Raw genomic sequence first — 26,645 nt, 5'->3', positions numbered from 1 at the left:
GCCCTCTAAAAAGTGTATTTTTAGAGGGCTTACGGTACCATGTCGATGGCCTTACGTGCATTTAAAGGGCAATAACCATGGTTCTTTTTTTTAAGTTTCATATTTCTTTTTCTATTTACCTTGCGATAAATAGGAAGTTATAATAAAATAATAAGAGATATTGTGTGCTAAATGTAAAAATTCGGATGATGGAGTTTTCTTTAGGAAAATGGTGGTCATTTCCGAATGCGGAGAAATAAATGTCAGAACAAAAAAACACGCATACTGTTGGACAGGAAAGGGTAAAATTTCCGATAGCAGTAAAATTGGTTATGATGATTTCCATTTTACTTATTATTGCGCTTGGAACGATTACCCTATTGGTAACATGGTTCGGCAGCGAAGATGTCCGAATTACTGCCGAGGAAAACAACCGAACGGTGAACGCTCAAGCGGCAAGTTCCGTTGAAAATGAACTTTCTTCCATTAGAGCAAATGCTTTTCTGTTATTGGATCTTATCAATACAGCCGAAAGTTCAAGCAGTTTTGCAAAGCAAGCTGCCGCGTTTTATTTTGAACGCAACCCTTCGGTTGCAGCTGTTCTGGTTACCGATTCACGACGTTCTGACGGTATCGACCGTACATTGCTGAATACGACGTTCTTTTTATCCCATGAGCTGGAGCCGTCACTAGTAGAAGCGTTTTTAAAGCAAGAACGGGAGGCAGCGGCTCAAGTAGAGCAGGGGATTATGAAGATCCTCAATGCCGCGCCGCTTTTTAATCAACCGATGTTGGTCTTGTTTTATCCGTATAAAGAGAAAGGTCTTGCACAAGGGCTTGCGGTATTCTTTTCTGCAGAGAAGCTCTCCGACGGGTTCGGGCAAGGGACATTGCAGACAACGTATCTCGTAAACGATAGGGGGGATGTACTTATTCATCCTGATTTTGATCTTATCCGCCGCGGTGCGAGCGTCGCTACCTTTCCGCTCTTTACCCAAATGCGCGAAAACGGCGATACCAACCGGCAAATGCTGTTTCAGGATGAAGCAGGTAAAAAGTATTTCGGTTCGTATACGCGCCTTTCACTCGGCGATGCGGCGGTTCTTACCACTGCAGAAGCGGAGCAGGTTCTTGAGCCCGTCAACGATACGGCAAAGCGCAACCTCTATTTAAGCATTGCGGTACTCGCTCTTTCGGCAATGTTTGTGTGGTTCTTATCCAAATCCATCAGCACACCGATCAAGCTGCTGACCGTCGCAGCTCACCAAATTGAAGCGGGCGAATACGAACTTGACTTAAAGCCGAAAACACATGATGAAGTGGGGCTTTTAACTTCAAGTTTCGTACAGATGGGAAAAGGTCTTGCTGAACGGGAACGCTTAAAGGATTCGTTCGGAAGGTTTATTAATAAGGAGATCGCGGAGCTTGCAGCGCAGGGGCGGTTGGCACTCGGCGGTGAAACCAAAGAAACAACGATATTCTTTTCGGATATTCGTTCGTTTACCGCGATTTCGGAAAAACTCGAACCGTTTGAAGTTGTCGGATTTTTAAATGAATATATGACTCAGATGGTTGAATGTGTCAATGACACACATGGTGTTGTCGATAAGTTTATCGGCGACGCGATTATGGCTGTCTGGGGTGCGCCGACGAGTTCCGGCTCTCCGCGCGAAGATGCGTTGAATTGTATCCGCGCAGCGCTCCGTATGCGGGCAGCTTTGATGCAGTTTAACCGCGGACGGGGAGAGGATAAAAAGCCGATTATCCGCATCGGATGCGGTATCAATTCCGGGCCGGTCGTTGCCGGGCAAATCGGTTCTCAGAAGCGTATGGAATATACAGTTATCGGCGATGCGGTTAACCTTGCCTCCCGAACGGAAGCGTTGAATAAACCGATGGGTACCGACATTCTTATCACCGAATACACCTATAAGCTCGTGCATGATCAGGTTCTGGTAGAAGAGATGCCGTCCGTCACCGTAAAAGGAAAAGAGAAACCGCTCCGCATGTTTGCGGTCATCAATATGCCCAACGAAAAAGGTATTCCGGGTGCGGGCGAAAAAGGGCCGACAAGTCTTAATCAGATTAGAAATGTGTTGGGAATTCCTATTCCCGATTTTGCAAAGGTAAATCTCAATGAAGACGAGAAAAAATACAAAATCCAATCCTAGTTTTAAAAATCCGGGTGTGGATATTTCCGTTGTAGCCCTTTGTCTATTGATCATCTTTATTTGTTCATTTTTATTCGTGAGGAATTTAAATAGAACATTTTCACGTAACGATAAGACACCGGTTGCGACCGTGCAGTATAAGTATAAGTCGGTTCAGCGTAAGTTTATCGACCGCGCTGTCTGGGATCGTCCACAACAGAATTCCCCTGTGTATAACGGTGATACGATACGTACATCCCCCGAAGCGGAAGCAACATTGTATTTTATCGACCGTAATGTCGTCGAGCTCGGTTCAAATACAATGATTCAGGTGTTTGTCAATAATGAAGAATCCCGCATTGATCTGACGGATGGGCTTGTGTCAGTTGAAACTTCGGACTCTTCAAATATGCTGATTAGTTCGGAAAATACGACAGCGAAGGTTTCAAAAGGGTCTTCGTTTCGTGCGGATAAAAGTGGCGAGGGGAGTCTGCAGCTTGTCGTCGAAAAAGGGGAAGCCGCCGTTACCGGTCAGGATGGAGCAGGCACTGCCGAAGTGTTGACCCAAGGGGCGGTAATGCAGGCGGGTGTTCAGCTTCCGCTTGTGGTGGTAAGACCGGGAAAAAACATTAAACTGCTTGACCAGAGCGGCCGCGGCACCGATGTGCCCTTCCAATGGCAAAGCTCATTGCCCACCGGTGAGGAGATAATACTGGAGACTTCACCGCTCGGTAGTTTCTCCGATGAAGTTCAAAAATACACGGTTACCGGTTTGACGGAATTTACGCTTACGCAACAGAACAGATCATTCTATTGGAGGCTTTATTCTTCTGCCTCCGGATCGTCTGACGCGAATGTGCAATCCGGTAAGGTGAATATTATTGCGGCTCCTGCTCCGGTACTGTTGGAACCGGCTGTCGAAGCGGAGTATACCTATACGGAGACAGCTCCAATCGTACGATTCTTGTGGGAGGGAAATTCCCTTGTCGCTTCTTATTTGTTGGAAGTTGCCGACAATCCTGAACTGAAAGCCCCCCAATTCAGCCGCTTTATCAATACTCAATCGCTGACGTTATCCGAGTTCGGTGAAGGAACATGGTATTGGCGCGTTACCCCTCGGTATCTTATCGGAGTTGAAAATGCGCCTGAAGCGTCGAAAGTGTCGTTTTTTCATATAGAGAAACAAGCTGCCGCAGCCGAAATCCCACAGGTGTTATTTCCTCAGGCAACGGCGGAAACTGCGCGTGGGAAAGAAATGGCTTTTGCATGGAAAAACATCTCCGAAACAAAGTCGTATCGGCTTAAAGTTGCAAAAGACGCCCAAATGAAGACGATTGTCGTCGATACCATCGTTGAATCCAATTCTTTTAAGCTTGATAATGCCGCAACGGTTTTGCCTAACGGTGAATACTATTGGACGGTATCGGGAATCGATTCAAAAGGTACCGAGATGGTCGCTTCCGCACCGGCTAAATTTGAAACGGTTAATACCGATTATACACTGCGTGGTATTTTCCCGCCTAACGGATATGTACTTGCAGATACTCTGTGTCCCGATACCCGGTTTACATGGAAAACAAACATCGAAACGGAAAAACACTTTCAAGTATCCGCTTCCCAAGATTTCTCGACACTTGCTGTCGATATAAAGACATCCGGTAACGGCATTGAAGGAATTTCTTTACCGCAAGGTCAGTGGTATTGGAGAATAGTCTCCGAAGGCGGTCAAGCGGGGACGGTAAAAACCGAACCTAAGTATTTTACTGTTGCGCCTCCGTTGGAGAAACCGAATTTATTTGATGTCGGGAATACCGTTATCGTTTTTCCTGAGGGTAAAACGAAATTTGCGTGGTCACCTGTTAAGGGCGCGGATTATTATCAGGTGCGTATTACGAAAATCGGTCAGGAAGATTCTCCGTTATATGAAAACTTATTTATTACCGAGACTAAAGTTGAAATTGCTTTGCAACGTGTCTTAGAAGGCAACTACCGAGTTAGTATTCAAGGCTTTGCCTCCGCTTCCGTAACGTCGACGCGGCGGTACGGCTTAGCTGTTGATCATAGCTTCGCACTTATGCATCTAAAACCTGTAGAACTGTTATATCCGGCTGACGGGGTAAAAATAGGCGGACTTGAGGCTGCGCTTAATCCGTTTACCTTTAAGTGGAAATCGGTTGTTTCTCCTGCTACATCAAAACTCATATTGAGAAAATCGGGTACTGCTAATCCGGTTTTTGAAGTATCGGATCCGTCTACAGAAATACAGGCGCCACCGCTCGAATCGGGAAGATATACATGGGAAGTAAAAGCCACGATACCGGAAGGATTTGATATTTCGTCGCGGAAACGGTTTGTATTTACCGTTTTACCGGTACCTCCACTGCCACAGGTTGTATTTGGTTTCCCCAAAACAGATACGGTATTAGATGCTTCTTTTTTTAAATCAAACCGGAGTATCGATTTTAAGTGGGATAGAGTATCGGATGCTACACATTATCATTTTAAACTCTCCGATTCTTCCGGACGGGTAGTGTTTACAGCCGATATTCGTGCAGACGGTGCAACAAAGCCGATGGTCAGCTTTAAGGACATTGCGCGCCTATCCCGCGGTATTTTTTCTGCAGAAGTGAAAGCACAGCGGCGATTAAGCAACGGAAAAGTATTCCAAGACGGTACTGTTTCGCGTGTACGTTTTCGAATAGATATTCCTAAGGGGAGAACGGTATCGACGGATGAGACGGGAGTTCTATATGGAAAATAAGTACGGCTTACTACTTGCCGGTATCCTCTTTTTTTGTTTTATTCCGTTACCGGCGCAACAACTCTCTTCCTCTGCCCAAGAAACAAAAAAAACAGTGGATGAAAAGAAAAATTATTTCCTTAAAGAAACCGATAAAGGTGTTACGCTTGTACAGCGCCTTTCTTGGGAGAAGTTGGATGATATTTTGGGGTTTGAATTTGACCTTGAACAGCAAGATAAAAAAACGAAAGTATGGCGTGTGATAGATAAACGTACTGTAAAAACGAATTATGTAGACGTTTCTTTGTCTCCGGGGGATTACCGTTTCCGTGTGCGGGTTATCAATCTTTTAGGCCAAAAAGAAGAGTCGAGCGAGTATCGTAACTTTGCCATTCGTATTGCGTATCAACCGGAAGTTTCGACGGTCTCTCCGCAAGTTATCAACTTCGATGAGTTGGAAGATCAAACACTTACTATAACCGGTAAAAATTTTCATGAAGATACGGCTTTTGTTCTTAAAAATGATCTTAGCGGATCTGTTTTAAATGGAACTGTGATTGAGTTAAAGGACAACGGTACGCATGCAGTCGTCTCTTTTGAGTTTTTGAGAGCAAATCCGGGAACTTATACATTTGCAGCAGTTGATCCGAGTGACCTTTCGGCAGAAAAAGACGGTATTGTGTTCCGATTTCAGAAGCCGATTGATATATTTATTTCAGGTAACTATGTTTTTAACGGTTTTATCGGTAACCGAATATTAGCAAAAAAAGATTATTTCAACACAAGTATTGCACCTTTGGCTGGCGGTATCCGGCTGACCGTTGCTCCGATAAAGCGGTTTTACGGAAATTTCGGTTTTAATTTTACCGGTTCAGGAGCCTATTTAAGAAATAAAACCGATGGGTATACGCTCAATGCAGGAATATTATTTGCTCAACTGAATGCTGCTTATTTCTATCCCATTATTAAACATCGATTGATATTCGATGCACATGCCGGATTTGGTACGATGTTTCTCGTAAATACCCAGTTTACCTATAATACAACTAATACAACGGAAAAACTGACAAGTGAGAAGGCATGGTATTGGGGATTAACATTCAATGTTGGTACGGCCTTGTATGCATATGTGTATAAAAAGCTATATATCGAAGTTAATCTTGATCATCTTATTCCGATTCGAAGGGGAAACGGATTTCCGAAATATATCATCCAACCGCAGCTGGGTATCGGGTGGGAATTCTAAAAAGTTAGGCATCTCTTAAAAACTCAATGAGCTTTTAGAGATGTCCGGTGTTTAATCTGTATATTCGATAGTTTCTACCATCCGGTCTTTTGATAACACCGTATTGGGGAATATTTCCTGTGCGTCTTTTAAAAGCTGCTTTAAGTCATGATCCGTATAACGAGGGCTGTAGTGAATGAGTGCCATTTTTTTTACTGCAGCGTCTCGTGCAATTTGGGCTGCCTGAGTACAAGTCATGTGTTTTTTTTCGGCGGCATCTTGTTCCATTCCTTTTGCAAACATGGATTCGCAGACTAAGAAGTCGGATCCGGCAACCTCCGGTGCGATGCTCGGGAGATATTTTGTATCGGTTACAAATCCGAATTTTCTGCCGTTTCGAGGCGGTCCGAGTACTTGGCTGCTTTCTACGACAGTACCGTCTGCCGCTTCTACGGCCATTCCTGCCTGCAGCTTTGACCAGAGCGGTCCGCATGGGACATTAAGCCTGCGTGCTGCTTCGGGATCGAAGGCTCCCGGCCGGGGAAATTCCTCAAATACATAGCCGAGACACGGCTTAGTATGCTCAAGCCAGAATGCCCGCACTTGAAACTCATCGGTTTTATACACAATGCCGGGTTCGGTAATTTCTTGGATAATGATTTCGTAATTGATATACATATCGAGAACTTGCCGGCTTGTTTCAACGTATTCTTTAATTCTCGGCGGGCCGATAATGTAAAGTGGCTCATCGCGGTCAACCTGTGCCGATAACATCAGAATGCCGGGCAACCCCGTTACATGATCCGCATGGGTATGACTGATAAAGATGGTATTGATTTTTTTCCATCGGAGGTTGAGGCGGCGTAGGGAAACTTGCGTGCCTTCGCCTGCATCAAAAAGAAATAAATCGCCCTCACGGCGAAGCAGCACCGAAGTAAGATGACGGTACGGTAAAGGCATCATGCCCCCGCAGCCCAAGATAAATGCTTCAAGATTCATAGATGGAAAATAGTATACCTATTTTGGGACTTGACGTAAATAGTAAAATAAGATAAACTCTTTTTTGTTATTTATCGAATGCGGGCAATTAGCTCAGTTGGTTAGAGTACAAGCATGACACGCTTGGGGTCGCTGGTTCGATTCCAGCATTGCCCATATCCCACCGCATAATGTCTAATCGAATAATTGGTATACAGTATTGATATTTCTGATGCATTCCGAACAAAGATACGGCTGTTTTGCGTCCTGTTTCGTAAGCGAACGCGCATAGGCTCGTGCACAGTTTTATCCCCCGACGCAGAGCATCGGGGGATACTGATTGTTTATTTATTATTGAGATTTTTTAAATAAGTCGATATTTCAGAAAAACGGAAATGCAAACCGAATTTTAAGTAGCAGAAAGCAGCAGTTCCGACGATTAAGATTCCGAGTATGATAAACACCGCTTTTCGCCCGTTTTTCTTATCGGCAAAGGGATCGATGGGAACCACGATGCTGCCGAATGGAATAGCGGCGAGTTGGGTAAGCTGAGTTCCGAACGGAATATTAATTCTTGTGCGGATATTTATCGCCCAGCCGTTTGCTTCAAGAATCGGAGCAATACTGCGTTTCCGCAATTTCATCGAAGCTAAAATCATCGACGGACCGGAAATACAGAGCAAAATACCGATAAGTCCGAGCGGAACCCAAAATCCTAATCCGAATAATGCTTGCAGAATGCTGCCGATTAAGGCTGAAATACCGCCTAATGCAGTACCGATCAAGGCAATGGTTCCTAAGTCGAGTTTTTTGGCTGCTGTCGGTGCCGCAGTCGCTGGGGCTGTACCGACAACAGCTTGCTTGTCAGCGGTTGTGACGGTGGCAGCCGTCTTGGAAAGCAAATCGGCTGATTTCGCTTCTCCTGCTGCAGCTCGTGCTGCAATTTGCGTTTCTATCATCGCAGCTAATTGCTTATACGGCATGAAGAATGCCTGCCGGACACTGATTGGGTTGGCAATGACTTTTGTAACAACTGCGTTCCAATCCTTGCCGGCGCGGTCGTAGAAAATACCGTTTCGACCGATTACGATATTGTCGCTATCACCGTTTGTAAACAAGGCAACGATTTTTTTAGTGGTCTCTCCCTTGCGGCTGATATCGCAGTATACCAAATAGGCACCGGAAAGCGTATCCAAGGTCGCATGGCGAGCATCTCCGTTAAGTTCAAAGCATAAGTCTGCTGCACGTGTATCAAAATACAATACGCCGGCTTGAAAAACCGAACCTTTACCCTCATAAAAGTCGCTGAAGCTGATATAGTTTTTCAATAACGTAACAAAATCGCGGCGTAGGAGCACGAGTTTTTCCAAATTAGATACATTTCCGCGTTCTTTTTCTATCGTTAATGCATATCGAATTAACGAGGATACTTCTCCTTGTTTTTCGCCATTGATAAGCGCTTGTAAGAACGGAACACTGAGCAACGCTGCCGGTGTAGTAGGTTTCCCGCTCAAACGTCCCTGATACGGTGTCAGTTTCTGCACTATGAGGGCAAACTCATCTTGTGTAATGCATTCTTTGTGCCCGAGCAGCGGTGTAACGGTATCTTCTACAAAGGTTTGTAGTTTTGCTTTCCATGCAGGATTGATTCCTTTTGTCAGGGGCAATGGGTTATCAGCGGCTGCTGCGGCGAGGGGTAATGCATACAGCGCTTCATTATCGTAATGAATACTTTCGGTTGCAAGTTGTTGGAATACCTGTTCGTCTGCTGATAAGGCAGCAGCCTTGTCTGGTGCATACTCGGTTAATGTACAGCGTAAAAAATAATCTTCCACCTTTTCTTTTATAGCGGCGAGCGCCGCTGCGGCTTTTTGGGTATGTTCCAGATCAAGCGGCAGAATCCCTTCTTCTTTCAAAGAAATCTGCCATGCTAAAAATGCCTCCGCATCGGCCATTAAATCTTGCAGGATACGTTGTTGAACTCCGTCTGTAAGTGTACCATTTGCAATACAAGAGGCAATGGCAATATTGATGATCTGTTTTAGCTTCTCATCATCCGATTCATCGGCTGCTATCGGTGCATTACAGTCCGGTATATGTGCATCAAAAAATTTTTTTTGTGTTTCTATATCCGCTATCGAAATTTCTTGTGCATCATTCTTTTTGATATGATCCAGTAACCAACGAGCACTGGCGCGAAGCGTCTCATCCTTAATCAATTCAAGTGGTACGGAATCTCCTTCCTCCAGCAACAAAGAAATATCGGAAAGCTGAGTATTAATCCACTCAACGGTAGCGAGAATTTCAGGTGGACGGATGAATCCGTCACCATCATAATCAAGCAGCGAAATTGTCTTAGGATCAAAAAATATCCCCTGAGTTGGCATTGCCAAAACTGTCCATAATTTCTGATCAAGTTCGTACAAATGCGTGATATCATCTACATCCTTCAAGATGACCTGTGTAACACCGCCGAAGCGCGAAAAATTCCAACGGTGTTGGTCAGTATTTTTTTGTAGTATCATAGTACCTCGTGAAGATATTCTCGATGATTCCGCTTGAAATGTCAATGACAGGTGTTTAGAGGGGCTTTAATGTCGGGGATATTCGAAAAGTAACCAACTTTTCGGATATCCCCGTTCCCCGTACTTTAAAATAATTCGGTATAGATTTTAATCAGCCGGTCTCTGTCAAGGAACACAAAGTTATTTGCCATAAGGCGCTGCTGATTTGCAATGACGTTGTCGGCAAATTCGGCAATCTGCTCTTTTTTCATACCGTATTCGTGCAGCGGTTTCTTTTTGAGCAGACAGTTGAGCAGCTTTTCCAACGCATCGTAGACTTGTGCCGTATCACATCCGAGAATATCGGCCATAAATTGGTTCAGTTTTGCAATCTCGCCGTCTTTTTTAATTTCAAGATAATTTTTCAAGACGCCGGTAAACATCGCGTAGTTCGATTCACCGTGAGCGACATGGAAGGTTGCGCCGACCGGATAGCTCATCGCGTGAACCGCTGCGCATCCTGCAATACTAAATGCAATACCTGCATAGTTTGAGGCGAGCAAGAAATCACTTAACAGCGGAAGCCGTGCATCGGGGCCGCTTTTCTCGATTTCTTTATAGCCTTTTAAAATCATCTCGATAGCTTTGTATCCGAACAGCTTTGTGCTTTCCGTTGCTTTGGGTGAAAGCGATGATTCAACGGAATGCACCAATGCATCGATGGAACTTGTTGCAAAAAATTTGAACGGCAAGTCTTTCAGCAGTTCGGGAATCAACACCGCATAGTCGCCATACATTGCATCGTGCGCAAGGCCTTTTTTTGTTCCGCGGGCATTCAGCGAGAGTACGGCGATATTGGTTACCTCCGATCCGGTACCGCAGGTAGTCGGTACGATAATCAGTTCTTTGCCCTTTACGATTTCTTGCTTTCCGTCGTATAAGTCCAACACTGGCGAGGTGTGCTTTAAGGAGAAAAACTTCGAAATGTCGATGACGGTTCCGCCGCCGATTGCGATAATACGCTTATAGCTGCCGTGTACATCTTTGTACATAGCTTCAACCATATCGTCGGAAGGTTCTCCCGTACCGTATTTTTCTTGAAAAAGCGTCGCGCAAGGCAGGTTCAATGCGCCGAAAAACGGTTTGTAGATATACTCGTTTGTGATAACAAGATCGTCTTTTCCGAGTTTGAACGCTTCCGCAAATTCTTTCGCCGTTTCAAACTTATGAATTTCAGGTTTTACCGCAAGCTGTTTCATGGTCTTTCATCTCCTTTTTGTTGTACGTTTTCATTAATTTCGTTTGCCCTATCCCAGAGGTCGCCTGCACGGCCGTAAGAGCAGCAGCTGAACAAAACAGGGTCTCCGTTTCGTTTAAACTGTTCTCCGACGCCGATACAGGCAGCTTCTTCAACAGATAGTTCTATTTCTCGTTTAACGGTTTTAATCCGGCATACGGTTTCGGTATGTTCGATCACTTCTACATCCGCGCCGGCTGCAATACCCATGTTTTCCATCCGTCTTTTAAGATCGCGCGAGCCGTTTATTTTTTTGACGGTATAAACGGCGCAGGGCGCTTCTTGTAATGTCATCATATCATACCGATCCTTTTAAACGATTTTGTTGCCGGAGTTATGCGGCACTCTGAGCGTCGGATTTTTTTGCAAAGAGCTCGGTGCCTTCGATAACAGCCCACAGGATAATGCCGATAAGTAGTGCCCATCCGGGGGTATAGAAGCAGAGCGCCGAAGCAATAACGCAGGCGATACCTCTTTCATTACGGTTGGTACACATTGTCATTCCGACGTTACCGCAGGCAAAAGCCTGAACGCCCATCGTAATGCCGAAGAATATAGCGAAAGCCGGACGGATAAGCGTAACGAGCGGAAGAATTAAAACGGCAATAACGGTTGCGGCACGGAACGTACAGACGCCATCCCAGTAGCTATGCAGCGTTTTGTATCCTCTCTTGTAGCGTTCCGTAATGGTCAGCAGACCCGATGCCCAAAGTGGGCCGCACATGGGAACCCACGGTGCAAAGAGCGACATGATGCCGTTACGCAGGAATGACACGAGATTTGATCGTCCCGCATCGAAAATAACGGTTTCATCATCGCGGGTAGCGGTTGCCTCGGTAACAATTTCTTTTGCAAGAACGAAGTCGGAGAACGCAATAATATAGACGGTAAGCGCCATCGGCAATGCTGCCATAAAGAATTTTGCAGCCGGCAATCCTAAGCCGAAAATGGTGAAGTGTTCAAGCACAAAACCGAAAGAAAGCGGTGTAAAGCCCCATTGAATATTCGGCACGGCTATTTCTTTGATAAGGAACGGCGCCAATACGATGGCGAACACTTGTGCCGGAACAACGCCTTGGTTGCGGAGCGTATCCAATGTCTTGTTCTTTGCGGCGGCCTTTGCAAAGGTCGAGTTAAACAAGAAGAAGTAGGACATCAATACCGCTATGACAACGGTAATCGGCGCTTTGGGCATACGGGATTGGAATACGTTGATACCTGCGGTAACACCGGCGCCCAATACGATACCCGCTTTAATGGAACGCGGTACCGTATCGACCAGTTTACGTCCGATACCGGTTACACCCATGATTAAAAAGAAAAGCGCTACAATCATTTGCAAAGCAATCATTGCATAAACGCGGTCAACATTTCCTGTTGCGTAGTTAGGCAGTTCCCATTGCGCCAAATACTTTAATGTAAGCGGGAGCGCGGGGGTAATCCATCCGGGTACAACGGGGTCGCCCAATAATGACGGCAGATAATAACAAATAGCGTTTAGTACGCCGAATGTCAGCGACATCAAAAAGACGCTGTTCTCCGTCATCCCCAGTGCGGCGATGTTTTCGGGGTTATCAAACCCGAAAGTCGTCATTGTGGTAGCGGTTCCTGCGCCGAGGCAGGCGACGCCGAGAAAGAATGCCGCGAGCATTTCCGTCCACGACCATTCGTGATGGATCAGCGGAATACGTAAATTGAACGGGCCGAGCGGAATGTACGGCTGTACGCCGCCGAATTCTCTCTTCTTTAAAGGAAATTTTCCTTCATTGAAGTGCTCCGGCTGCTTTGCAGTTGCGAGTTGGTCACTCATATATTTCCTCCTTCAGTTATTTCGGTAGCTTCTAAAAGAAGACCCGGTTTTTAGAGCTGCACTGTTGTATGTGGGTAACAGTTTGGTAAATCATTTTTAAAAAAAGGCAGGGTTATTGGCCCTGCCTTATCTCGTACTATCCGTTCCTTAAATTAAGGAAGAATAATTACTCTTTAATCTTCGCGATATCCTTTGCAAGCTTTTTCTTCATTGCAAGGTTACCTTGGCGAGAGATCATGATGCGCTGTGCCTGCGGAGAACCGGCGCCGTGCATGGACTCTGTGCGGTAACCGACTGCGGCACTGCCGAGGGTCAGGTTTTCGATCAAGCGGAGAATGCGTAAGCGGTTTTCGGTAGAAACGGAGGCAACACCCTGCAAGTATTTGACAACATACGGGCCGAGTTTGGGATCGCGCAGATCGGATTCTGCCGGAGCGGTTACCATCAAGCCGCCTGCGATGTCTTCTGCAAGGCGTGCAATTTCATACGGGAAGCGGGTAACATTCTGCTTACAGACGTTGGCAAGCAGCAGGTCGATAAGGTAGTTACCGGATTTGGTCTTGGTACCTTCGGCCGAACATGCGATACCGCAACAGTACAGCGTTTCGTTCAGGTGGGTCATTTCAATCAGCTTATCTTTAACGTGAGAAGCTTTCTGCGCGCCGTTGTAGTCTGCCGCAACTGCCGCCGCACCGATAAGAACGTCGCCGACACCGACCTTGCATCCGCCGTAGGACTGGCGGTGATATCCTGCAAAGCGTTCAACCAGCATACCGGCAAATTCAAATTCTCCGTTCAGGAAGATGTGATCGTTCGGAATAAATACGTTATCGAAGATAACCAAAGCTTCGGTTCCGCCGTAGGTGGAGTTACCGACATCGATTTCGGAACCTTCCAGCTTTCTGGTGTCGCAGCTTTGGCGTCCAACAATCATGAAGATACCTTTCGCATCGGTCGGACAGGCAAAGGCTACTGCATAGTCTTTGTCGTCTTCGCCCATTGCGATGGTCGGCATAACGATAACTTCGTGTGAATTGATAAAACCGGTTTGGTGCGCTTTTGCACCACGAACGACGATACCGTCGGCTCTCCGTTCTACGACATGGAGATATAAGTCGGGATCGGTTTGAGCATGAGGAGCCAAAGAGCGGTCTCCTTTCGGGTCGGTCATTGCGCCGTCTACGGTCAGGTCTTCATCCTGAACATGCTGAATAAACTTTTTGAAGTTTTCATGATAGTGAGTTCCATATTTTTCATCGAGCTCATACGTTGTGCTGTAAACGGCGTTAAACGCATCCATACCGACACAGCGCTGGAAGCAAGCCGCTGTTTTTTGTCCGCAAAGCCGCTGCATCTTTACCTTTTTAATCAGATCCTCAGGACTCTGGTGAATATGTGTGAAGCGGTTGATCTTCTTTCCGGTCAAAGAAGATTTAACGGTCATTAAATCTTCATATTCCGGCATCTGAGCCAGATCATAGGTAGCCTTCACCGAGTTCAGGGACGGCCGAAGAATCGGATTGTCGACAACATTGTCAACTTTCTTTCCGAACATGTAAACCTGCAAATTCAGTTTACGCATACTCTCAACATACTGTTCGCCTGTCATAAGTGCCATGTGCATACTCCTTACTTTGTTTATTTGTCTATCAGGATAGACGCCTTACTAATAGTAAAGCAATTTTTATGCCAACGTATGTAGAACAAACATATCATGCATTTTTTTTAATCTCCGCAGAATAATTATGGGCTGTTCAACCTGTTCTTTTAAAAATATGCGAGTATCTACTTCGTTATTTCATAAAAATTAATCCTCGACGTGCAAAAGCACGCCTGTGGGTAATTTTTGTTCATGCCTCGTATCTATCTCGCCTATTTTTAAAAGGCTAATGGAAAAACTGCTTCCAAAATTACAGTCTCTTATTCTAGGATTTTTATCTACATCATCTGCCTGATATGTTTGTTCTTTTACCGGAAAACTGTGCGTTGAGTTTGATGCTCCGTCCCTCTGTAAACCCCGATGTTTTGTATTGACTATATCGATATTGGTACATTTATGAGCCAACCAAACAAACCGGTTTATAAATGAACCAAAATATTGAGCGAAGTGTAATTTGTAAAGTTAGATATAGCTTACATTTAGACTATTTGTACTGTTGCTGGTGAACCCCACGGAAATGCTAAAAAGCCGCTTTTTTTAAAATATGATAATTATCGATGTCAGCAAATGTACATCCGTGTACATTTGCTGACATCGAGTTTTTGCACAGCAAAAACATCGCTCTTGTTTTATTTCCCGTTCATCCGTGGACGGCTTTCCGTAAGCCTTTTGCAAATAGATGATGCAGATACGAGGCGCGAGCACAAATTAACCGCAGGCGTATCTTTGATACGTTGAGGATTAATTTGTGCGCAGCAACGAAGTAGATGCGTCATCTATTTGCAAAAGGAGAGATTGGCATAGATATTGCTTATATAATAACTATATAGGCCGCAGTAGTGTTGAATGACCAGTGCGGTAAATGATAAAGTCTTGATTTAAGAAAGGCTTTAAGGGGGATTTTTATGACAGATGCGCAAATGCAGTTTAAAAGCCGCTATCGTGAGTACGGCGGTGAGCAAGCGTATTGGCCGGCGGGACCGTTTAAGATTCGGTTACCTTTCATTCACTATGCGTGGTCTTTTCCGGAGATGTTTCAGGCGCTCTTTATGTGCGCGACCTGTTTGGGAGCTATTCCGGTATTAACCGAAGTCTTGGGTGTCAGCTATGAAGTAGCGTTATCGATGGTTATCATCAACGGCTTCTTCTATACGCTGCATGTATTACTCGGCGATCCGGTCGTTCCGGGATGGGTTACACCCGCAATCCCGCTGATTACGGCTTTTTTAACTAACGGCTATGTAATGGGACCGGAGCGGACTCAAGCCTTGATTGCCGTGCAGATGTGTCTCGGACTTATCTTTTTGGTATTCGGCATCACCGGTTTGGGCGGTAAGATGGTTAAAGTCGTGCCGAATTCCGTAAAAGCCGGTGTTTTGATGGGCGGCGGTATTGCGGCTGTTTTAGGTGAATTTAAGGCTACCGGCCGTTTTGATAAATATCCCATTTCCATCACTATCGGAATTATCGTGGCGTATTTTTGTTTATTCAGCCCGATTTGGGCGGATATGCGTAGGAAGAATAAACTCATCGATTCAATCGGTAAATTCGGTATGCTGCCTGCAATTTTAATTGGTGTCGTAGTGGGCCCGCTCGCCGGCGAATTTGCTATTCCTCATGTACAATGGTGGCCGCTTATTAAAGTGCCCGATTTTGCGGATATTTGGAATCAGCTTTCTCCATTCGCAATCGGATGGCCGAGTATGAAAGTTTGGGCTGCTGCCATTCCCGTAGCGATTGTTACGTATATCATCGCATTCGGCGACTTTGTTACTTCGGAAGCACTCATCAGAGAAGCCGATGAAGTTCGGCAGGATGAAAAGATCGACTTTAACGCAAACCGGTCGAACCTCGTTAGCGGTATTCGTAATGTGGCAATGTCAATGACCTGTCCGTATACGCAAATGTGCGGCCCGCTGTGGGCAGCTGTTACCGCAGCAGTTTCTCAGCGTTATAAGGAAAGTCCGAAAGCGATGGAATCAATTTATAGCGGTTTCGGTACGTTCCGTCTTTCGACATTCGTAGCCGTTGCGCTGCTGCCTATTTCTTCTCTGTTGCAGCCGTCTTTGCCGCTTGCGCTTTCGTTAACGCTGATCGTACAAGGATATATTTGTACGCAGCTTGCGATGAATATGTGCAAAACCAATATTGAACGCGGTATTTGCGGTGTTATGGGCGCTGTTTTGGCAATGCGCGGCGCCGCATGGGGGCTCGTCGTCGGTCTTGTTCTTTTTGCACTGCTCTATGATTCGAACAAAAAAGAAGCTGCAAAGCAGGCCGAAAAGGCGGAAAACTAATTATCGTCCTCAACGTACAACGTAGAACGTTGCTGGGAAACGGCGAGCATTAAGCTCTCCGTATGGATGAATAGTACGAGGCTGTCTTGAGAATAACTGACTTTTGGGACAGCCTCTATGCAGCCGATTAAGTTCCATTCCAAGGTAAATCGAACGAAATAATCGGCTATTATATAGAAAAAATTTTATTGGCAAAAGGAGATGCCTGCATGTACGAGGAACTGGAAAAGACATTGGATACTTATGTGCGACCGCTGTTGAGAGCTCACGGCGGCGATATGCAGGTAGTGGATTTTACGGACGGTGTAGTTAAGTTCAAATTGCACGGGCATTGTGCGGGCTGTCCCGCTGCCGATTTTACCACCGAGAATCTTATTCAAACAGAGCTGATGGAACACATGCCGGAAGTAAAACAAGCCGTTTTAATAAATGAAGTGAGCCAGAGTTTGTTGGATGAGGCTCGATCCATTTTAAAACAACGCCATGGCGGATAAGATTTCGATCGGTGTGCGTTATTGCGGCGGATGTAACAACCGGTACGACCGGGTTGCCGTTATTCGCCGCCTTGAAACGCTGGTGCCGGAGGTTGAGTTCGTAACGGCGCAGCCGGGAACTCCCTATCCGGCCGCGCTTATCGTTGCGGGCTGCCCAACCGATTGTGCAAAACGCGATGATATTTCCGTACCGGCAGGCCGCTTGTTTAAAATCGGCGGCTGGGAAGACCTTTTACCGGCACGGGATTTTATTAAAGAAGTTTGTGCGGAAGCGTGTGCGAAACAAGAGGAGCGTTCGTTAACCCATGAGCAAGTGTTGGAAATACTGCCGCAGCGGCCGCCGATGCTGTTTATCGACACGGTCTCTACGCTTGTTCCCGGTAAGGAAGTTAAGGCGTCCTTTTCCGTTACGCCTGAGTTGAGTTTGTTAAAAGGGCACTTTCCCGATAATCCGATATTTCCGGGAGTGTGCGCCGTTGAAGCGATTGCTCAGGCGGCGGACATTTTGCTGTTAACGCTCGATCGGTATGCCGGTAAAACCCCGCTCTTTATGGGAATTAAAAAAGCGAACTTCCGCAAGAAAATTCTTTTGGGCGATACGCTCGAAATCTACAGTACGCTTTTAGAAGAACGGGCGGAATTGGGCTGGGTGAGCTGCCGCGGCCAAATCTTTTCGGACGGTGATTTAGCCGCCGATGCCGAAGTAACCCTTGCCATGCGGTAAGGGAACGGATGTTTTTAAAGAAAGACTCGGGAATCGCAGTTTCCGAGCACTCTTAACGGGTTTTGAAATACGTTTGTGCAGCGCACGAACGTATTTCAAAACATAAAAAATGTATGGAAAGGAGTATCGTATGTCTGATTGGAAGAAGTATTATCAGGAGCATTTGACAACTGCTGCAGAGGCTGTCAAGCACATTAAGTCGGGAAACCGCGTTGTGATCGGCCATGCCTGCGGTGAACCTGCTCACTTGGTGAATGCAATGGTGGATAACGCTGCGGCATATAAAAATGTCGAAATCGTTCACATGGTTGCAATGGGCGGCGGTAAGTATTGCCAGCCTGAATATGCCGAAAACTTTCGGCACAATGCGCTGTTTGTCGGCGGAAGCACACGCGAGGCAGTTGCTGCAGGACGTGCGGATTATACGCCGTGCTTCTTTTTTGAAATTCCCCGGCTGTTCAGAACAACCTTACCGGTCGATGTGGCAATGGTAACCGTCAGCCCGCCTGATGAGAACGGTATGTGCTCACTCGGCGTATCCGTCGATTACACACAGGAAGCGGTAAAACAGGCAAAAACCGTTATCGCGCAGGTCAATAAGGAAATGCCGTGGACAGGCCCGAACAGTCTCGTTTCGGTACAAGACCTCGACTTTATTGTCGAACACAATGAACCGTTGATTGAATTGCCGCCGCCTAAGATCGGTGATATAGAAAGAGCAATCGGAGAGCATTGCGCCTCGCTTATTCCCGACGGAGCAACTCTCCAGCTCGGTATCGGCGCTATTCCCGACGCCGTCCTGTTGTTCCTTAAAGGTAAAAAAGATTTGGGTATCCACTCCGAAATGTTCTCGGACGGCGTAGTCGAACTTGCAGAAGCGGGTGTTATTACCAACAAGAAAAAGACGCTGCATCCCGGAAAGTTTATCGTCAACTTCTTGATGGGTACCAAAAGGCTGTATGATTTTGTCAATCATAATCCCGATGTCGATATGCGTCCGGTTGACTATGTGAATAACCCGTTCATCGTTGCACAGAATGATTGTCTGATTTCGATTAACTCCTGCGTACAGGTAGATTTGATGGGACAGGTCGCTTCCGAAACCATCGGACTTAAGCAGTTCTCCGGCGTCGGCGGACAGGTTGACTTTGTGCGCGGCGCATCCGCAAGCAAGGGCGGTGTTTCGATTATGGCAATGCCGGCAACGGTAAAGGGCAAGATTTCGAAGATCGTTCCGCTGTTGGATGAAGGCGCTGCCGTTACTACAAGCCGCAATGATGTGGACTATGTCGTTACCGAATACGGCATTGCCGCGCTGAAAGGCTTGACATTAAAGCAGCGTGCGCATAATCTGATTGCAATTGCGCATCCCGATTTCCGCGAAGAATTAAAAGCTGAATTCGAAAAGCGCTTTAACTGCAAATACTAGGCATGGTGCGATAACTGCGCTGCCAAACAGGCCGATGAGTTCACGCATCGCACAGATAGCGCGATGCGTGAATATCGCATTTCAAAGTAACCTGTTCCGAAACGGAAGTTTTTGAACAGGTTTACTAGGACAGCCTGCTTTTTGGAGAGTAAAGGCTATCCGCTTTTTACCCTCGGTATCGGCTTTGCTGATGGAGCATCTTCTAAAGATCTAACCAAGTTTTTGAAAGATGCCCAATAATAATATATACAAATGGTATTGGAGAATGCAATCAGGGAGAAGATATATCTTGTTTCTTAAAGAGATAAAAGTATTCGAATGGGGAAAAATATTTTTTCCTATGCTTATATCCCTCAGCTTTTCTCGTATTTTGACTCAAACCGATTTGTATTTTTTACGTAATTTCCCGAATACAATCGTTCTTCTTTCTTTTTTCTCACAAATTTCTATTTTCGATTTTATTATTGCTCTATCAGTAATTCCAACGTGCTTAGTTACTGTTTCGCATTACCGTTCCGGCGCTATTCAAAATAGTTTAATCCCGTTTTCTTGTTATTGCGGCATAATTATTGGATGTATTTCTGCTATCGTTTCAATGGTTTTATTTTTTACACTCCAAATGAATAAAAAATTAAATATGCCATTTCAAGAGTTTTTTTTCGTATTGATTATAATTACCGTTACTATTCCATTCCGTTGGCTGCAATTAAGTACGACATCATTACTACATTTTAAAAAAAAAGGATATATCGTTTTAATTATTTCGTTTATCAGTATTTTTATCAATTATATTCTTGATTACTGGTTTTTAAACATCTTTGGATACATCGGCTGTTTTTTTGCTACGTTATTAGTAACGATAGTAACAAGTGTCGGCTATATAATTAGCTTGCGGATAAATTTACTCCATAGAAATCGGCGTATTCAAATGGCTTTAGTTAATAAATCAAAAAATAATATCTATAAGGAATTTTCAAGAATTGTACTATTAAAAATAGGGATGGCAATTGTATACGGAATGGTATTAGCTCATTCCGATTCTGCTTACACTATGCCTGTTATTCTTCAATTTAGTATTATATTTGAATTTAATAACCTTATTTCCGTAATACCTGTCAGCACCTATAGAACTGCTGTCATTTTAGGAAATACCTCGCTTAAAGAAAAGCTTTATTCTATTCTATTAAATTCAATCTTTATTTTATTTATTTATGTTATAATACGTATTTTCCTAACGAATATAGTGAATATTTATGGATTATCTGATAATAGTCGGATATTTCAATTTTATTTAAAAACTATTATTTTTTTACTATTGACGGATTCTCTCGTATCTTTTTTACGCGCAGAAATGCAATTAAGAAATAAATTTATTAATACTGTTTTTGTCGAAACAGGTATTGTCTATATTTTTTTCATACCGTTTATTATTTTTTCTCTGCGTTTATCTTATTATAATATGATCGTTATCGCTTTTATCTTAACTAATTTATGTACAATTATCGGATATCTTATAGCTTATAAAATAACCGACATATCTCGTATAAATCGTTTAATTATGAAATAGTTTATACGAAGCAAAATACACACGGACTTATAGAGGAGATGAAAATGACAAATCTTGAAAAATATGACCGCATTTTTTTACAGAATTTTCCGGTTAAAAAAGAGGATTTACCCGGATTAAAGTACCGCGGTTTGAAAGAATGGGATTCGGTTGGGCACATGGATTTGGTAGGCCTTATCGAAGAAACGTTCGGAATTAATTTAAGTACGCTGGATGTTTTGGAATTTTCAACTTACGAGAAAGGCAAAACGATTCTGGCGAAATACGGTGTAGAGATTTAAGTGTCTGCCATAGCGATTTCGGTGTGGACGGAGCCTCTGGCCGAAAGCAACTGCTATATTATATACGAACATAAAGAAAGACACGGGAACGAGGTCGCTCCCTGCGTGGTGATTGATCCGAACGATCCTGCGGGGCCGCTTTCGGTGCTGGAACAAAAAGGCTTACGGCCTGAATGGATACTTTTAACGCATGAGCACTGCGATCATACGGCGGGATTGGAGCCGATGAGGGAGCGTTTTCCCGATGCGCAGGTAATGGCGAGCGAGCAGTGTAATGTCGGGATGCAGAATGCGCGGCTCAATATGTCGCGGATGATGGAGGTGTATCTCACCTTTTTCGGCAAGTCGGGTGTGTCTTATACCCCGTTTGTGTGCCGCCCTGCAGATAAAACATATAGCGAGGCCTGTACGTTGGACTGGCGCGAGCATACGTTCCGCTTTGTGCCGTTGCCCGGGCATACCGCAGGCAGTGTCGGTATTTTTCTTGATGACGATATCTTTTTTTCGGGTGATTATTTGTTGCCGGGCAGGGAGGTGATTTTGCGGCTTCCCGGCGGCAGCGAAAAAGACTATCACGAAATCACGGAACCCTTCTTAGCAACATTACCGGTCGGTATTCATATTTACCCCGGGCACGGCAAGGATTATAGGCTTGCTATGCCGGTTGATTCGTGCGAGGGGTTAATACCGGTATAAATTGCGGAACGGCAATAACCATGCTATAATACCGGTATGAACTTTTTACGAAAACTGCCGATCGGCATACAGAGTTTTAAAGATTTGCGGGAAAAAAATTTCCTCTATGTTGATAAAACGGAATACCTTTTTCGACTGGTAAATAACGGAAAGGTCTATTTTCTCAGTCGCCCGCGCCGATTTGGGAAAAGCTTATTTCTTTCGACATTGGCTGCATATTTTCTCGGCCAAAAAGAACTGTTTAAAGACCTGTATCTTGAAAAAGCCGAGGAAGAACAAGCGAGGTTCGAACAACGGGCAGCATGGGAAGTATATCCGGTATTGTATCTGGATTTTAATGTCGGAAAATACACCGATTCCGGTGCTTTAAATGAGCGGCTGCATATTATGTTATGTGCAGAGGAATCTGTATATGGTATTTCGCCCTCGAAAGAAGAACAGCCGTTTTTTGCCTCACGCTTTGAAAAGTTCTTGAAAATTGTTTATCAACAAACCGGTAAGCAAGTAGTCATCCTTGTAGACGAGTACGACAAACCCTTGCTGCAAACCATGGGTGTAAATGAAGAACTGAACGAACACTATCGCAATACCCTTAAAGCATTTTACTCCGTAATCAAAACCTGCGATCAATATATCCGCTTTGCTTTTTTAACCGGTGTTACCAAGTTCAGTAAAATCAGTATTTTCAGCGACTTGAACAATCTTGAAGATATCAGCCTGCGCAATGATTATGCAGGAATATGCGGCATTACTGAACAGGAACTTGAGCAGAACTTTGAGCCGGAGATAGAAGCATTGAGTATAGCAGAAGGTTTGACGAGAAGTAAAACGCTTGCAGCCTTGAAGAAGCAGTATGACGGGTATCTTTTTGCAAAAGCCGGTGTGAATGTGTATAACCCCTTCAGTCTTTTAAGTGCATTTAAGGCGAAAGATTTCGGCAGCTATTGGTTCAGTACGGGAACACCGACCTTTTTAGTCAATTACTTAAAAGAGGCTCATTATTTTATTCCGGATTTGGATGGCAAGGTTGAACTCAATGAATCGGGGTTGGACACGTATCGTGCAGTGACAGAAAATGCATTACCCATTCTGTTTCAATCAGGGTATTTGACGATTATAGGGTATATCAAAGAAGCGCGGCTGTATAAGCTCGGCTTTCCGAATGATGAAGTACGATACGGCTTTTTAGAGAATCTACTGCCTGCATATTCAAGTTTACCGCTCGGTGATACAGGCAAGTCGGTATGGCAGTTTGTACAAGACATCCGTGAGGGGAAAGTTGACTCTTTTATGGAACGGATGAGATCGATCATAGCAGGTATACCGTATGATAACTTCACTGAAGAAAACATGAAGCTGCGGGAACAAAACTATCAAACGGCAGTGTATTTGGTCTTTGCGCTGATGGGGCAGTTTGTACAGACCGAGGTGCATTGTAGTACCGGACGAGCTGACTGCGTGGTTACTACTGCAGATAGTATCTACCTCTTCGAGTTTAAGCTCACCGGTAACGGCAGTGCGGAAGATGCACTCAATCAGATAAAAGAGAAAGAATATGCAGCAAAATATCAGGTGGATGGTAAGAAGATTGTGCTCATCGGAAGCTCTTTTGATGAAAAGACGAGGACGATTAAGGAGTGGCGTGTATGCTGAATTATAGGAAACATGTTAACTATCATGACCATAGATGAATTCATACAGCTGAAACCGTATTCATTGACGCATCAAGAAAAAGCGGCGGCGTACACTGAGCTGCTGACGGAGCGGACGGCCTTTCACCGTAACCATTGTGAGCCGTATGGACGGCTGTTAAAAGCCTTAGGTATTCCGGAGAATGCTGCTTTTTCGGCGGAGACGGCACCGATGCTGCCGGTGTCGGTTTTTAAGGAGCTTCCACTCAAGAGTGTTCCCGAAGAAGCAGTGTTTAAAACGCTCACCTCATCGGGAACAACCGGTCAGCGTGTTTCGCAGATTTATTTGGATGCGGAAACGGCGGCGAATCAGCAACAGGTGCTGTACCGGATTATTGCCGATTTTGCCAGTGAAAACAGGATTCCCTATTTAGTATTTGATACGAAAAAAACGCTGCGGGATAGGAAGATGTTTTCGGCACGAGGAGCCGGTATTTTGGGCTTTTCTTTGCTGGCCTCCCGTACCTGTTACGCGCTTGACGAAAATATGGAGCTGAATATTCCGGCTGTTCAAAATTTTCTTGCCGAACATGCGAATGAGCCGGTGCTCGCCTTCGGTTTCACCTTTATCATCTATAAACACGTAATCCGTGTTCTTGAAGAAAAAAAGATACGCCTCGATATTCCGAACGGGATACTGATACACGGCGGCGGCTGGAAGAACCTCATTAACGAGGCTGTTTCTCCGGAAGAGTTTAAAGCGCGAATAACCGCTGCGACCGGCATTGCGCGTATCAGCAACTATTACGGTATGGCGGAACAGACCGGTTGTATTTATATGGAATGCCCTGAGGGGCATTTGCACGCAAGCATTTGGTCTGACGTGCTTTTTAGGCGAGCAAAGGATTTCAGTGTGTGCGGCATCGGGGAGCAGGGGATTGTGCAGGTGCTGTCGCCGCTGCCCGGATCGTACCCGGGGCATTCGCTGTTGACTGAGGATACCGGTGTGCTGTTGGGAGAGGATGACTGTCCCTGCGGGCGGCTCGGTAAGTATTTTTCCATTACCGGACGTATCCCGCGCGCGGAGATAAGGGGATGCAGCGACACGTATGAAGGATGATGCCCATGCAAACGAAAACCGATGAAGTTATCATATCGCCGCAAAGCGCCGTAATAAGCAGGCAAATTACTGATCCAAGCAGTGATAAAAAAGCCGCCGTAACATTGTTGGCAGGTGTTTTGCAGCCGGAAAGGGAACCGTATCCCGTGTTTTCACCGGAGACAATGGAGTTCCTTGCTGCGGTGTCGGCTGAAATCGGCGCATCGGAATTGCATTCCATACCGGAGATTGCCGCATTCGGCTTCTGGTGCCGTAGGGCGCATCTTGAAGCCTTGGCTAAGCGCCATGCTTCGCCTTTTCCGCGGCTCGGGCGGGGGCTTGCGTTCCACATTGCGCCTTCAAACGTTTCGACGATGTTTGCCTATTCATATACAATCGGGCTGCTTGCAGGGAACGCAAACATCGTACGGCTGTCGGAGCGGGGCGGCGAAATCAGCACATTGCTCTGCGCCTGCATCGGCCGGGTGCTGGATCGCCCGGAGTTTGAACCAATAAAACGGCGGACATCGTTTATCAGCTATGGCAGGGATGACGCGATAACCGCTGCCTATACGGCCGATTGCGATGCGCGGGTAGTGTGGGGCGGGGACGAAACGATACGCCGCATGCGTGCGCTTCCGCTTCCGCCCCATGCGGTTGAACTGGTATTCCCCGACCGATGGTCGTTTGCGCTGTTCAGTCAAGCGGCGTTTTCCCAAGCGGATGAAGAAACACTCGCCGCATGGGCACACCGGTTTTACAACGATACGTATTTGATGGATCAAAATGCCTGTTCCGCCCCGCACCTTGTTGTGTGGGGAAACGATGGAGGTGATTCTACAGTGCGTCTCCGCTGGTGGGAAAAGGTTGCGGCGGAAACTCAATCGGCGTACCGATTCGGCGCCTATCAGGCGGCGCGGAAATACGAGCAGCTGTGTCTTGCGGCGATGACCTTGCCGGAGAAAATCTCTGTCAAACAGTATGCGGGGAATCTTTTATATGTTGCGACTTTGGCAAAGCTGCCTGCCAATGCGGTGGAGACGCTGCGGGGAACATTCGGCTTTTTCTTTGAAACCGAAATTCGCGCTAAGGAAGAATTACTGCCGCTGCTCTCGTTCAAGGTGCAAACGCTTTGTGCGGAAGGCTACCGGCGGGAAGGACTTGCTCGGTTTTTTGCGCAGCGCCGTGCGTCAGGTATCGACCGAATTGCCGCGTTAGGGCAGGCGATGGAAATGGATACAATATGGGACGGTAAAGATTTAATCGCGGAATTATCGCGCCTCATCGTCTAAGCCGGAGCTTCCGTCTTTTCCAGTCTCTTGGAACATATCAACCATCGCGGTTAAATATTCCTGTGCAAATTCCATACTGCGTTCGTCGGCGAGCTCTTCGCTTGCACTGCGCAGCTTTTGCAACAGGCTGAAGACGATATAGGTCATCATCACCAAACCCGCCTTGGGATAGGCGTTAATATATTTTTTGAACTGACTGCGAGAAAGGATCAACACAATCGTGTCTTCGGCAGCGCGGACCGTTGCGGTACTGAGTTCATCCTCCAGAAGTGCCGACTCGCCGACTGAAGCGTGATCTTTCAATGTTGCAACATGTACCTGCTTATTCCATTTTCCTTGTTTTATCACATCAAGGGATCCGCTCATCAAGATATAAAAATTGGCATTTATCGTGCCTTCCGCAATCAGTACCTCTCCTTCGTCAAATGCGCAAAGCTGAGAAAACTGAGCGAGCGCTCCGAGCTCTTCTTCGGCAATGCAAGATAAAAACGACACAGCCGAAAGTTCATTCCGCAACAGCGGTAATGGGATTTCTACAATATTCATCTTCTCTACTCCATAGGGTAATTGCATCAGACACTTTTGAAAATATACGGCGCATCTACTGCGTCGCACGGCAAAAAAGTGTCCTCAACGTATCAAAGATACGCCTGCGGTACTTTTTTGCCTAACTCCTTGTATCTACACCATCTATTTTCAAAAGGCTTACACTGCAGAACCGCCACGGATGGCGGTGGTTCCATGCAGCAGCGATGTTTTGTGCACGCACGAAACTCGCCTTCAACTGTTGTA

The 26,645-nt window shown here is 45.6% G+C and carries 20 protein-coding genes and 1 tRNA gene; 14 read left to right on the top strand and 7 right to left on the bottom strand.

Annotated elements, in window-relative coordinates; genetic code table 11:
• The first annotated feature begins 239 nt into the window (after positions 1–239).
• Genes ABH09_RS07395 through ABH09_RS07385 form a run of 3 tightly spaced genes read left to right on the top strand, consistent with a single transcriptional unit; the run spans position 240 to position 6,115 of the window.
• On the top strand, positions 240–2,150 hold the full coding sequence (locus tag ABH09_RS07395) for an adenylate/guanylate cyclase domain-containing protein (protein ID WP_253713919.1): 1,911 nt from the start codon (positions 240–242) through the stop codon (positions 2,148–2,150).
• Positions 2,116–4,890, top strand: coding sequence for a FecR domain-containing protein (locus ABH09_RS07390; protein ID WP_253713918.1), 2,775 nt, complete (start codon positions 2,116–2,118; stop codon positions 4,888–4,890). The genes ABH09_RS07395 and ABH09_RS07390 overlap by 35 nt, the downstream gene beginning before the upstream one ends.
• Positions 4,880–6,115, top strand: coding sequence for a fibronectin type III domain-containing protein (locus ABH09_RS07385; RefSeq protein WP_162663693.1), 1,236 nt, complete (start codon positions 4,880–4,882; stop codon positions 6,113–6,115). Before ABH09_RS07390 ends, ABH09_RS07385 begins: the two co-directional genes overlap by 11 nt.
• Positions 6,116–6,166: 51 nt before the next feature.
• Here the strand turns inward: ABH09_RS07385 and ABH09_RS07380 are convergent, their stop codons facing one another.
• Positions 6,167–7,093 carry a ribonuclease Z gene (locus tag ABH09_RS07380; protein ID WP_253713917.1) on the bottom strand — a complete coding sequence of 309 codons (927 nt, stop codon included), beginning with the start codon at positions 7,091–7,093 and terminating at the stop codon, positions 6,167–6,169.
• Between the two features lie 82 nt (positions 7,094–7,175).
• Here ABH09_RS07380 and ABH09_RS07375 point away from each other — a divergent pair.
• A tRNA-Val gene (locus ABH09_RS07375) sits at positions 7,176–7,249 on the top strand.
• A gap of 167 nt (positions 7,250–7,416) precedes the next feature.
• Here the strand turns inward: ABH09_RS07375 and ABH09_RS07370 are convergent.
• The 5 genes from ABH09_RS07370 to ABH09_RS07350 form a co-directional block, all read right to left on the bottom strand.
• Positions 7,417–9,597 (bottom strand): hypothetical protein, encoded by a 2,181-nt coding sequence (locus tag ABH09_RS07370; RefSeq protein ID WP_253713916.1) that lies wholly within the window; start codon positions 9,595–9,597, stop codon positions 7,417–7,419.
• A 125-nt stretch (positions 9,598–9,722) separates the two neighbouring features.
• On the bottom strand, positions 9,723–10,835 hold the full coding sequence (locus ABH09_RS07365) for a 4-hydroxybutyrate dehydrogenase (RefSeq protein WP_253713915.1): 1,113 nt from the start codon (positions 10,833–10,835) through the stop codon (positions 9,723–9,725).
• On the bottom strand, positions 10,832–11,170 hold the full coding sequence (locus tag ABH09_RS07360) for a ferrous iron transport protein A (protein WP_253713914.1): 339 nt from the start codon (positions 11,168–11,170) through the stop codon (positions 10,832–10,834). Before ABH09_RS07360 ends, ABH09_RS07365 begins: the two co-directional genes overlap by 4 nt.
• A gap of 37 nt (positions 11,171–11,207) precedes the next feature.
• Complete coding sequence (locus ABH09_RS07355; protein WP_253713913.1) at positions 11,208–12,683, bottom strand: hypothetical protein; 1,476 nt, start codon at positions 12,681–12,683, stop codon at positions 11,208–11,210.
• A 166-nt stretch (positions 12,684–12,849) separates the two neighbouring features.
• Positions 12,850–14,301: a 4-hydroxyphenylacetate 3-hydroxylase family protein gene (locus ABH09_RS07350; RefSeq protein WP_006188709.1), complete on the bottom strand. Its 1,452-nt coding sequence runs from the start codon at positions 14,299–14,301 to the stop codon at positions 12,850–12,852.
• A 947-nt stretch (positions 14,302–15,248) separates the two neighbouring features.
• Between ABH09_RS07350 and ABH09_RS07345 the strand changes: the two genes are divergently transcribed.
• The 10 genes from ABH09_RS07345 (at position 15,249) to ABH09_RS07300 (ending at position 25,853) form a co-directional block, all read left to right on the top strand.
• Positions 15,249–16,640, top strand: a complete 1,392-nt coding sequence (locus ABH09_RS07345) for a hypothetical protein (protein WP_253713912.1) — start codon at positions 15,249–15,251, stop codon at positions 16,638–16,640.
• Positions 16,641–16,849: 209 nt separating this feature from the next.
• Positions 16,850–17,134: a NifU family protein gene (locus ABH09_RS07340; RefSeq protein ID WP_016517772.1), complete on the top strand. Its 285-nt coding sequence runs from the start codon at positions 16,850–16,852 to the stop codon at positions 17,132–17,134.
• Positions 17,124–17,858: a 3-hydroxyacyl-ACP dehydratase FabZ family protein gene (locus tag ABH09_RS07335; protein ID WP_253713911.1), complete on the top strand. Its 735-nt coding sequence runs from the start codon at positions 17,124–17,126 to the stop codon at positions 17,856–17,858. Before ABH09_RS07340 ends, ABH09_RS07335 begins: the two co-directional genes overlap by 11 nt.
• Positions 17,859–17,988: 130 nt before the next feature.
• On the top strand, positions 17,989–19,287 hold the full coding sequence (locus ABH09_RS07330) for an acetyl-CoA hydrolase/transferase family protein (protein WP_162663687.1): 1,299 nt from the start codon (positions 17,989–17,991) through the stop codon (positions 19,285–19,287).
• A 289-nt stretch (positions 19,288–19,576) separates the two neighbouring features.
• Positions 19,577–20,854 (top strand): hypothetical protein, encoded by a 1,278-nt coding sequence (locus ABH09_RS07325; protein WP_253713910.1) that lies wholly within the window; start codon positions 19,577–19,579, stop codon positions 20,852–20,854.
• A gap of 44 nt (positions 20,855–20,898) precedes the next feature.
• On the top strand, positions 20,899–21,135 hold the full coding sequence (locus ABH09_RS07320; protein ID WP_006188701.1) for an acyl carrier protein: 237 nt from the start codon (positions 20,899–20,901) through the stop codon (positions 21,133–21,135).
• Positions 21,136–21,831: an MBL fold metallo-hydrolase gene (locus ABH09_RS07315; protein ID WP_253713909.1), complete on the top strand. Its 696-nt coding sequence runs from the start codon at positions 21,136–21,138 to the stop codon at positions 21,829–21,831.
• A 36-nt stretch (positions 21,832–21,867) separates the two neighbouring features.
• Positions 21,868–23,484, top strand: coding sequence for an ATP-binding protein (locus ABH09_RS07310; protein ID WP_253713908.1), 1,617 nt, complete (start codon positions 21,868–21,870; stop codon positions 23,482–23,484).
• Positions 23,485–23,508: 24 nt separating this feature from the next.
• On the top strand, positions 23,509–24,582 hold the full coding sequence (locus tag ABH09_RS07305) for a LuxE/PaaK family acyltransferase (RefSeq protein ID WP_253713907.1): 1,074 nt from the start codon (positions 23,509–23,511) through the stop codon (positions 24,580–24,582).
• A gap of 5 nt (positions 24,583–24,587) precedes the next feature.
• Positions 24,588–25,853: an acyl-CoA reductase gene (locus ABH09_RS07300; RefSeq protein ID WP_253713906.1), complete on the top strand. Its 1,266-nt coding sequence runs from the start codon at positions 24,588–24,590 to the stop codon at positions 25,851–25,853.
• Here ABH09_RS07300 and ABH09_RS07295 read toward each other — a convergent pair.
• The gene (locus ABH09_RS07295) at positions 25,833–26,399 is read right to left on the bottom strand and encodes a cyclic nucleotide-binding domain-containing protein (protein ID WP_253713905.1); all 567 of its coding nucleotides are present in this window, start codon (positions 26,397–26,399) and stop codon (positions 25,833–25,835) included. The genes ABH09_RS07300 and ABH09_RS07295 overlap by 21 nt on opposite strands.
• Positions 26,400–26,645: the final 246 nt, after the last annotated feature.

It is taken from the genome of Treponema sp. OMZ 803 (assembly GCF_024181165.1).
In the GTDB taxonomy this organism is placed as follows: Bacteria; Spirochaetota; Spirochaetia; order Treponematales; family Treponemataceae; genus Treponema.
The sequence above is the reverse complement of the archived record's forward strand: the minus strand, read 5'-3'. Positions and strand labels throughout refer to the sequence as shown.

Coding starts and splice junctions, on each gene's coding strand:
- ABH09_RS07395 (WP_253713919.1), top strand. CDS start 240: ATGTCAGAACAAAAAAACACGCATACTGTTGGACAGGAAAGGGTAAAA.
- ABH09_RS07390 (WP_253713918.1), top strand. CDS start 2,116: ATGAAGACGAGAAAAAATACAAAATCCAATCCTAGTTTTAAAAATCCG.
- ABH09_RS07385 (WP_162663693.1), top strand. CDS start 4,880: ATGGAAAATAAGTACGGCTTACTACTTGCCGGTATCCTCTTTTTTTGT.
- ABH09_RS07380 (WP_253713917.1), bottom strand. CDS start 7,093: ATGAATCTTGAAGCATTTATCTTGGGCTGCGGGGGCATGATGCCTTTA.
- ABH09_RS07370 (WP_253713916.1), bottom strand. CDS start 9,597: ATGATACTACAAAAAAATACTGACCAACACCGTTGGAATTTTTCGCGC.
- ABH09_RS07365 (WP_253713915.1), bottom strand. CDS start 10,835: ATGAAACAGCTTGCGGTAAAACCTGAAATTCATAAGTTTGAAACGGCG.
- ABH09_RS07360 (WP_253713914.1), bottom strand. CDS start 11,170: ATGATGACATTACAAGAAGCGCCCTGCGCCGTTTATACCGTCAAAAAA.
- ABH09_RS07355 (WP_253713913.1), bottom strand. CDS start 12,683: ATGAGTGACCAACTCGCAACTGCAAAGCAGCCGGAGCACTTCAATGAA.
- ABH09_RS07350 (WP_006188709.1), bottom strand. CDS start 14,301: ATGGCACTTATGACAGGCGAACAGTATGTTGAGAGTATGCGTAAACTG.
- ABH09_RS07345 (WP_253713912.1), top strand. CDS start 15,249: ATGACAGATGCGCAAATGCAGTTTAAAAGCCGCTATCGTGAGTACGGC.
- ABH09_RS07340 (WP_016517772.1), top strand. CDS start 16,850: ATGTACGAGGAACTGGAAAAGACATTGGATACTTATGTGCGACCGCTG.
- ABH09_RS07335 (WP_253713911.1), top strand. CDS start 17,124: ATGGCGGATAAGATTTCGATCGGTGTGCGTTATTGCGGCGGATGTAAC.
- ABH09_RS07330 (WP_162663687.1), top strand. CDS start 17,989: ATGTCTGATTGGAAGAAGTATTATCAGGAGCATTTGACAACTGCTGCA.
- ABH09_RS07320 (WP_006188701.1), top strand. CDS start 20,899: ATGACAAATCTTGAAAAATATGACCGCATTTTTTTACAGAATTTTCCG.
- ABH09_RS07310 (WP_253713908.1), top strand. CDS start 21,868: ATGAACTTTTTACGAAAACTGCCGATCGGCATACAGAGTTTTAAAGAT.
- ABH09_RS07305 (WP_253713907.1), top strand. CDS start 23,509: ATGACCATAGATGAATTCATACAGCTGAAACCGTATTCATTGACGCAT.
- ABH09_RS07300 (WP_253713906.1), top strand. CDS start 24,588: ATGCAAACGAAAACCGATGAAGTTATCATATCGCCGCAAAGCGCCGTA.
- ABH09_RS07295 (WP_253713905.1), bottom strand. CDS start 26,399: ATGAATATTGTAGAAATCCCATTACCGCTGTTGCGGAATGAACTTTCG.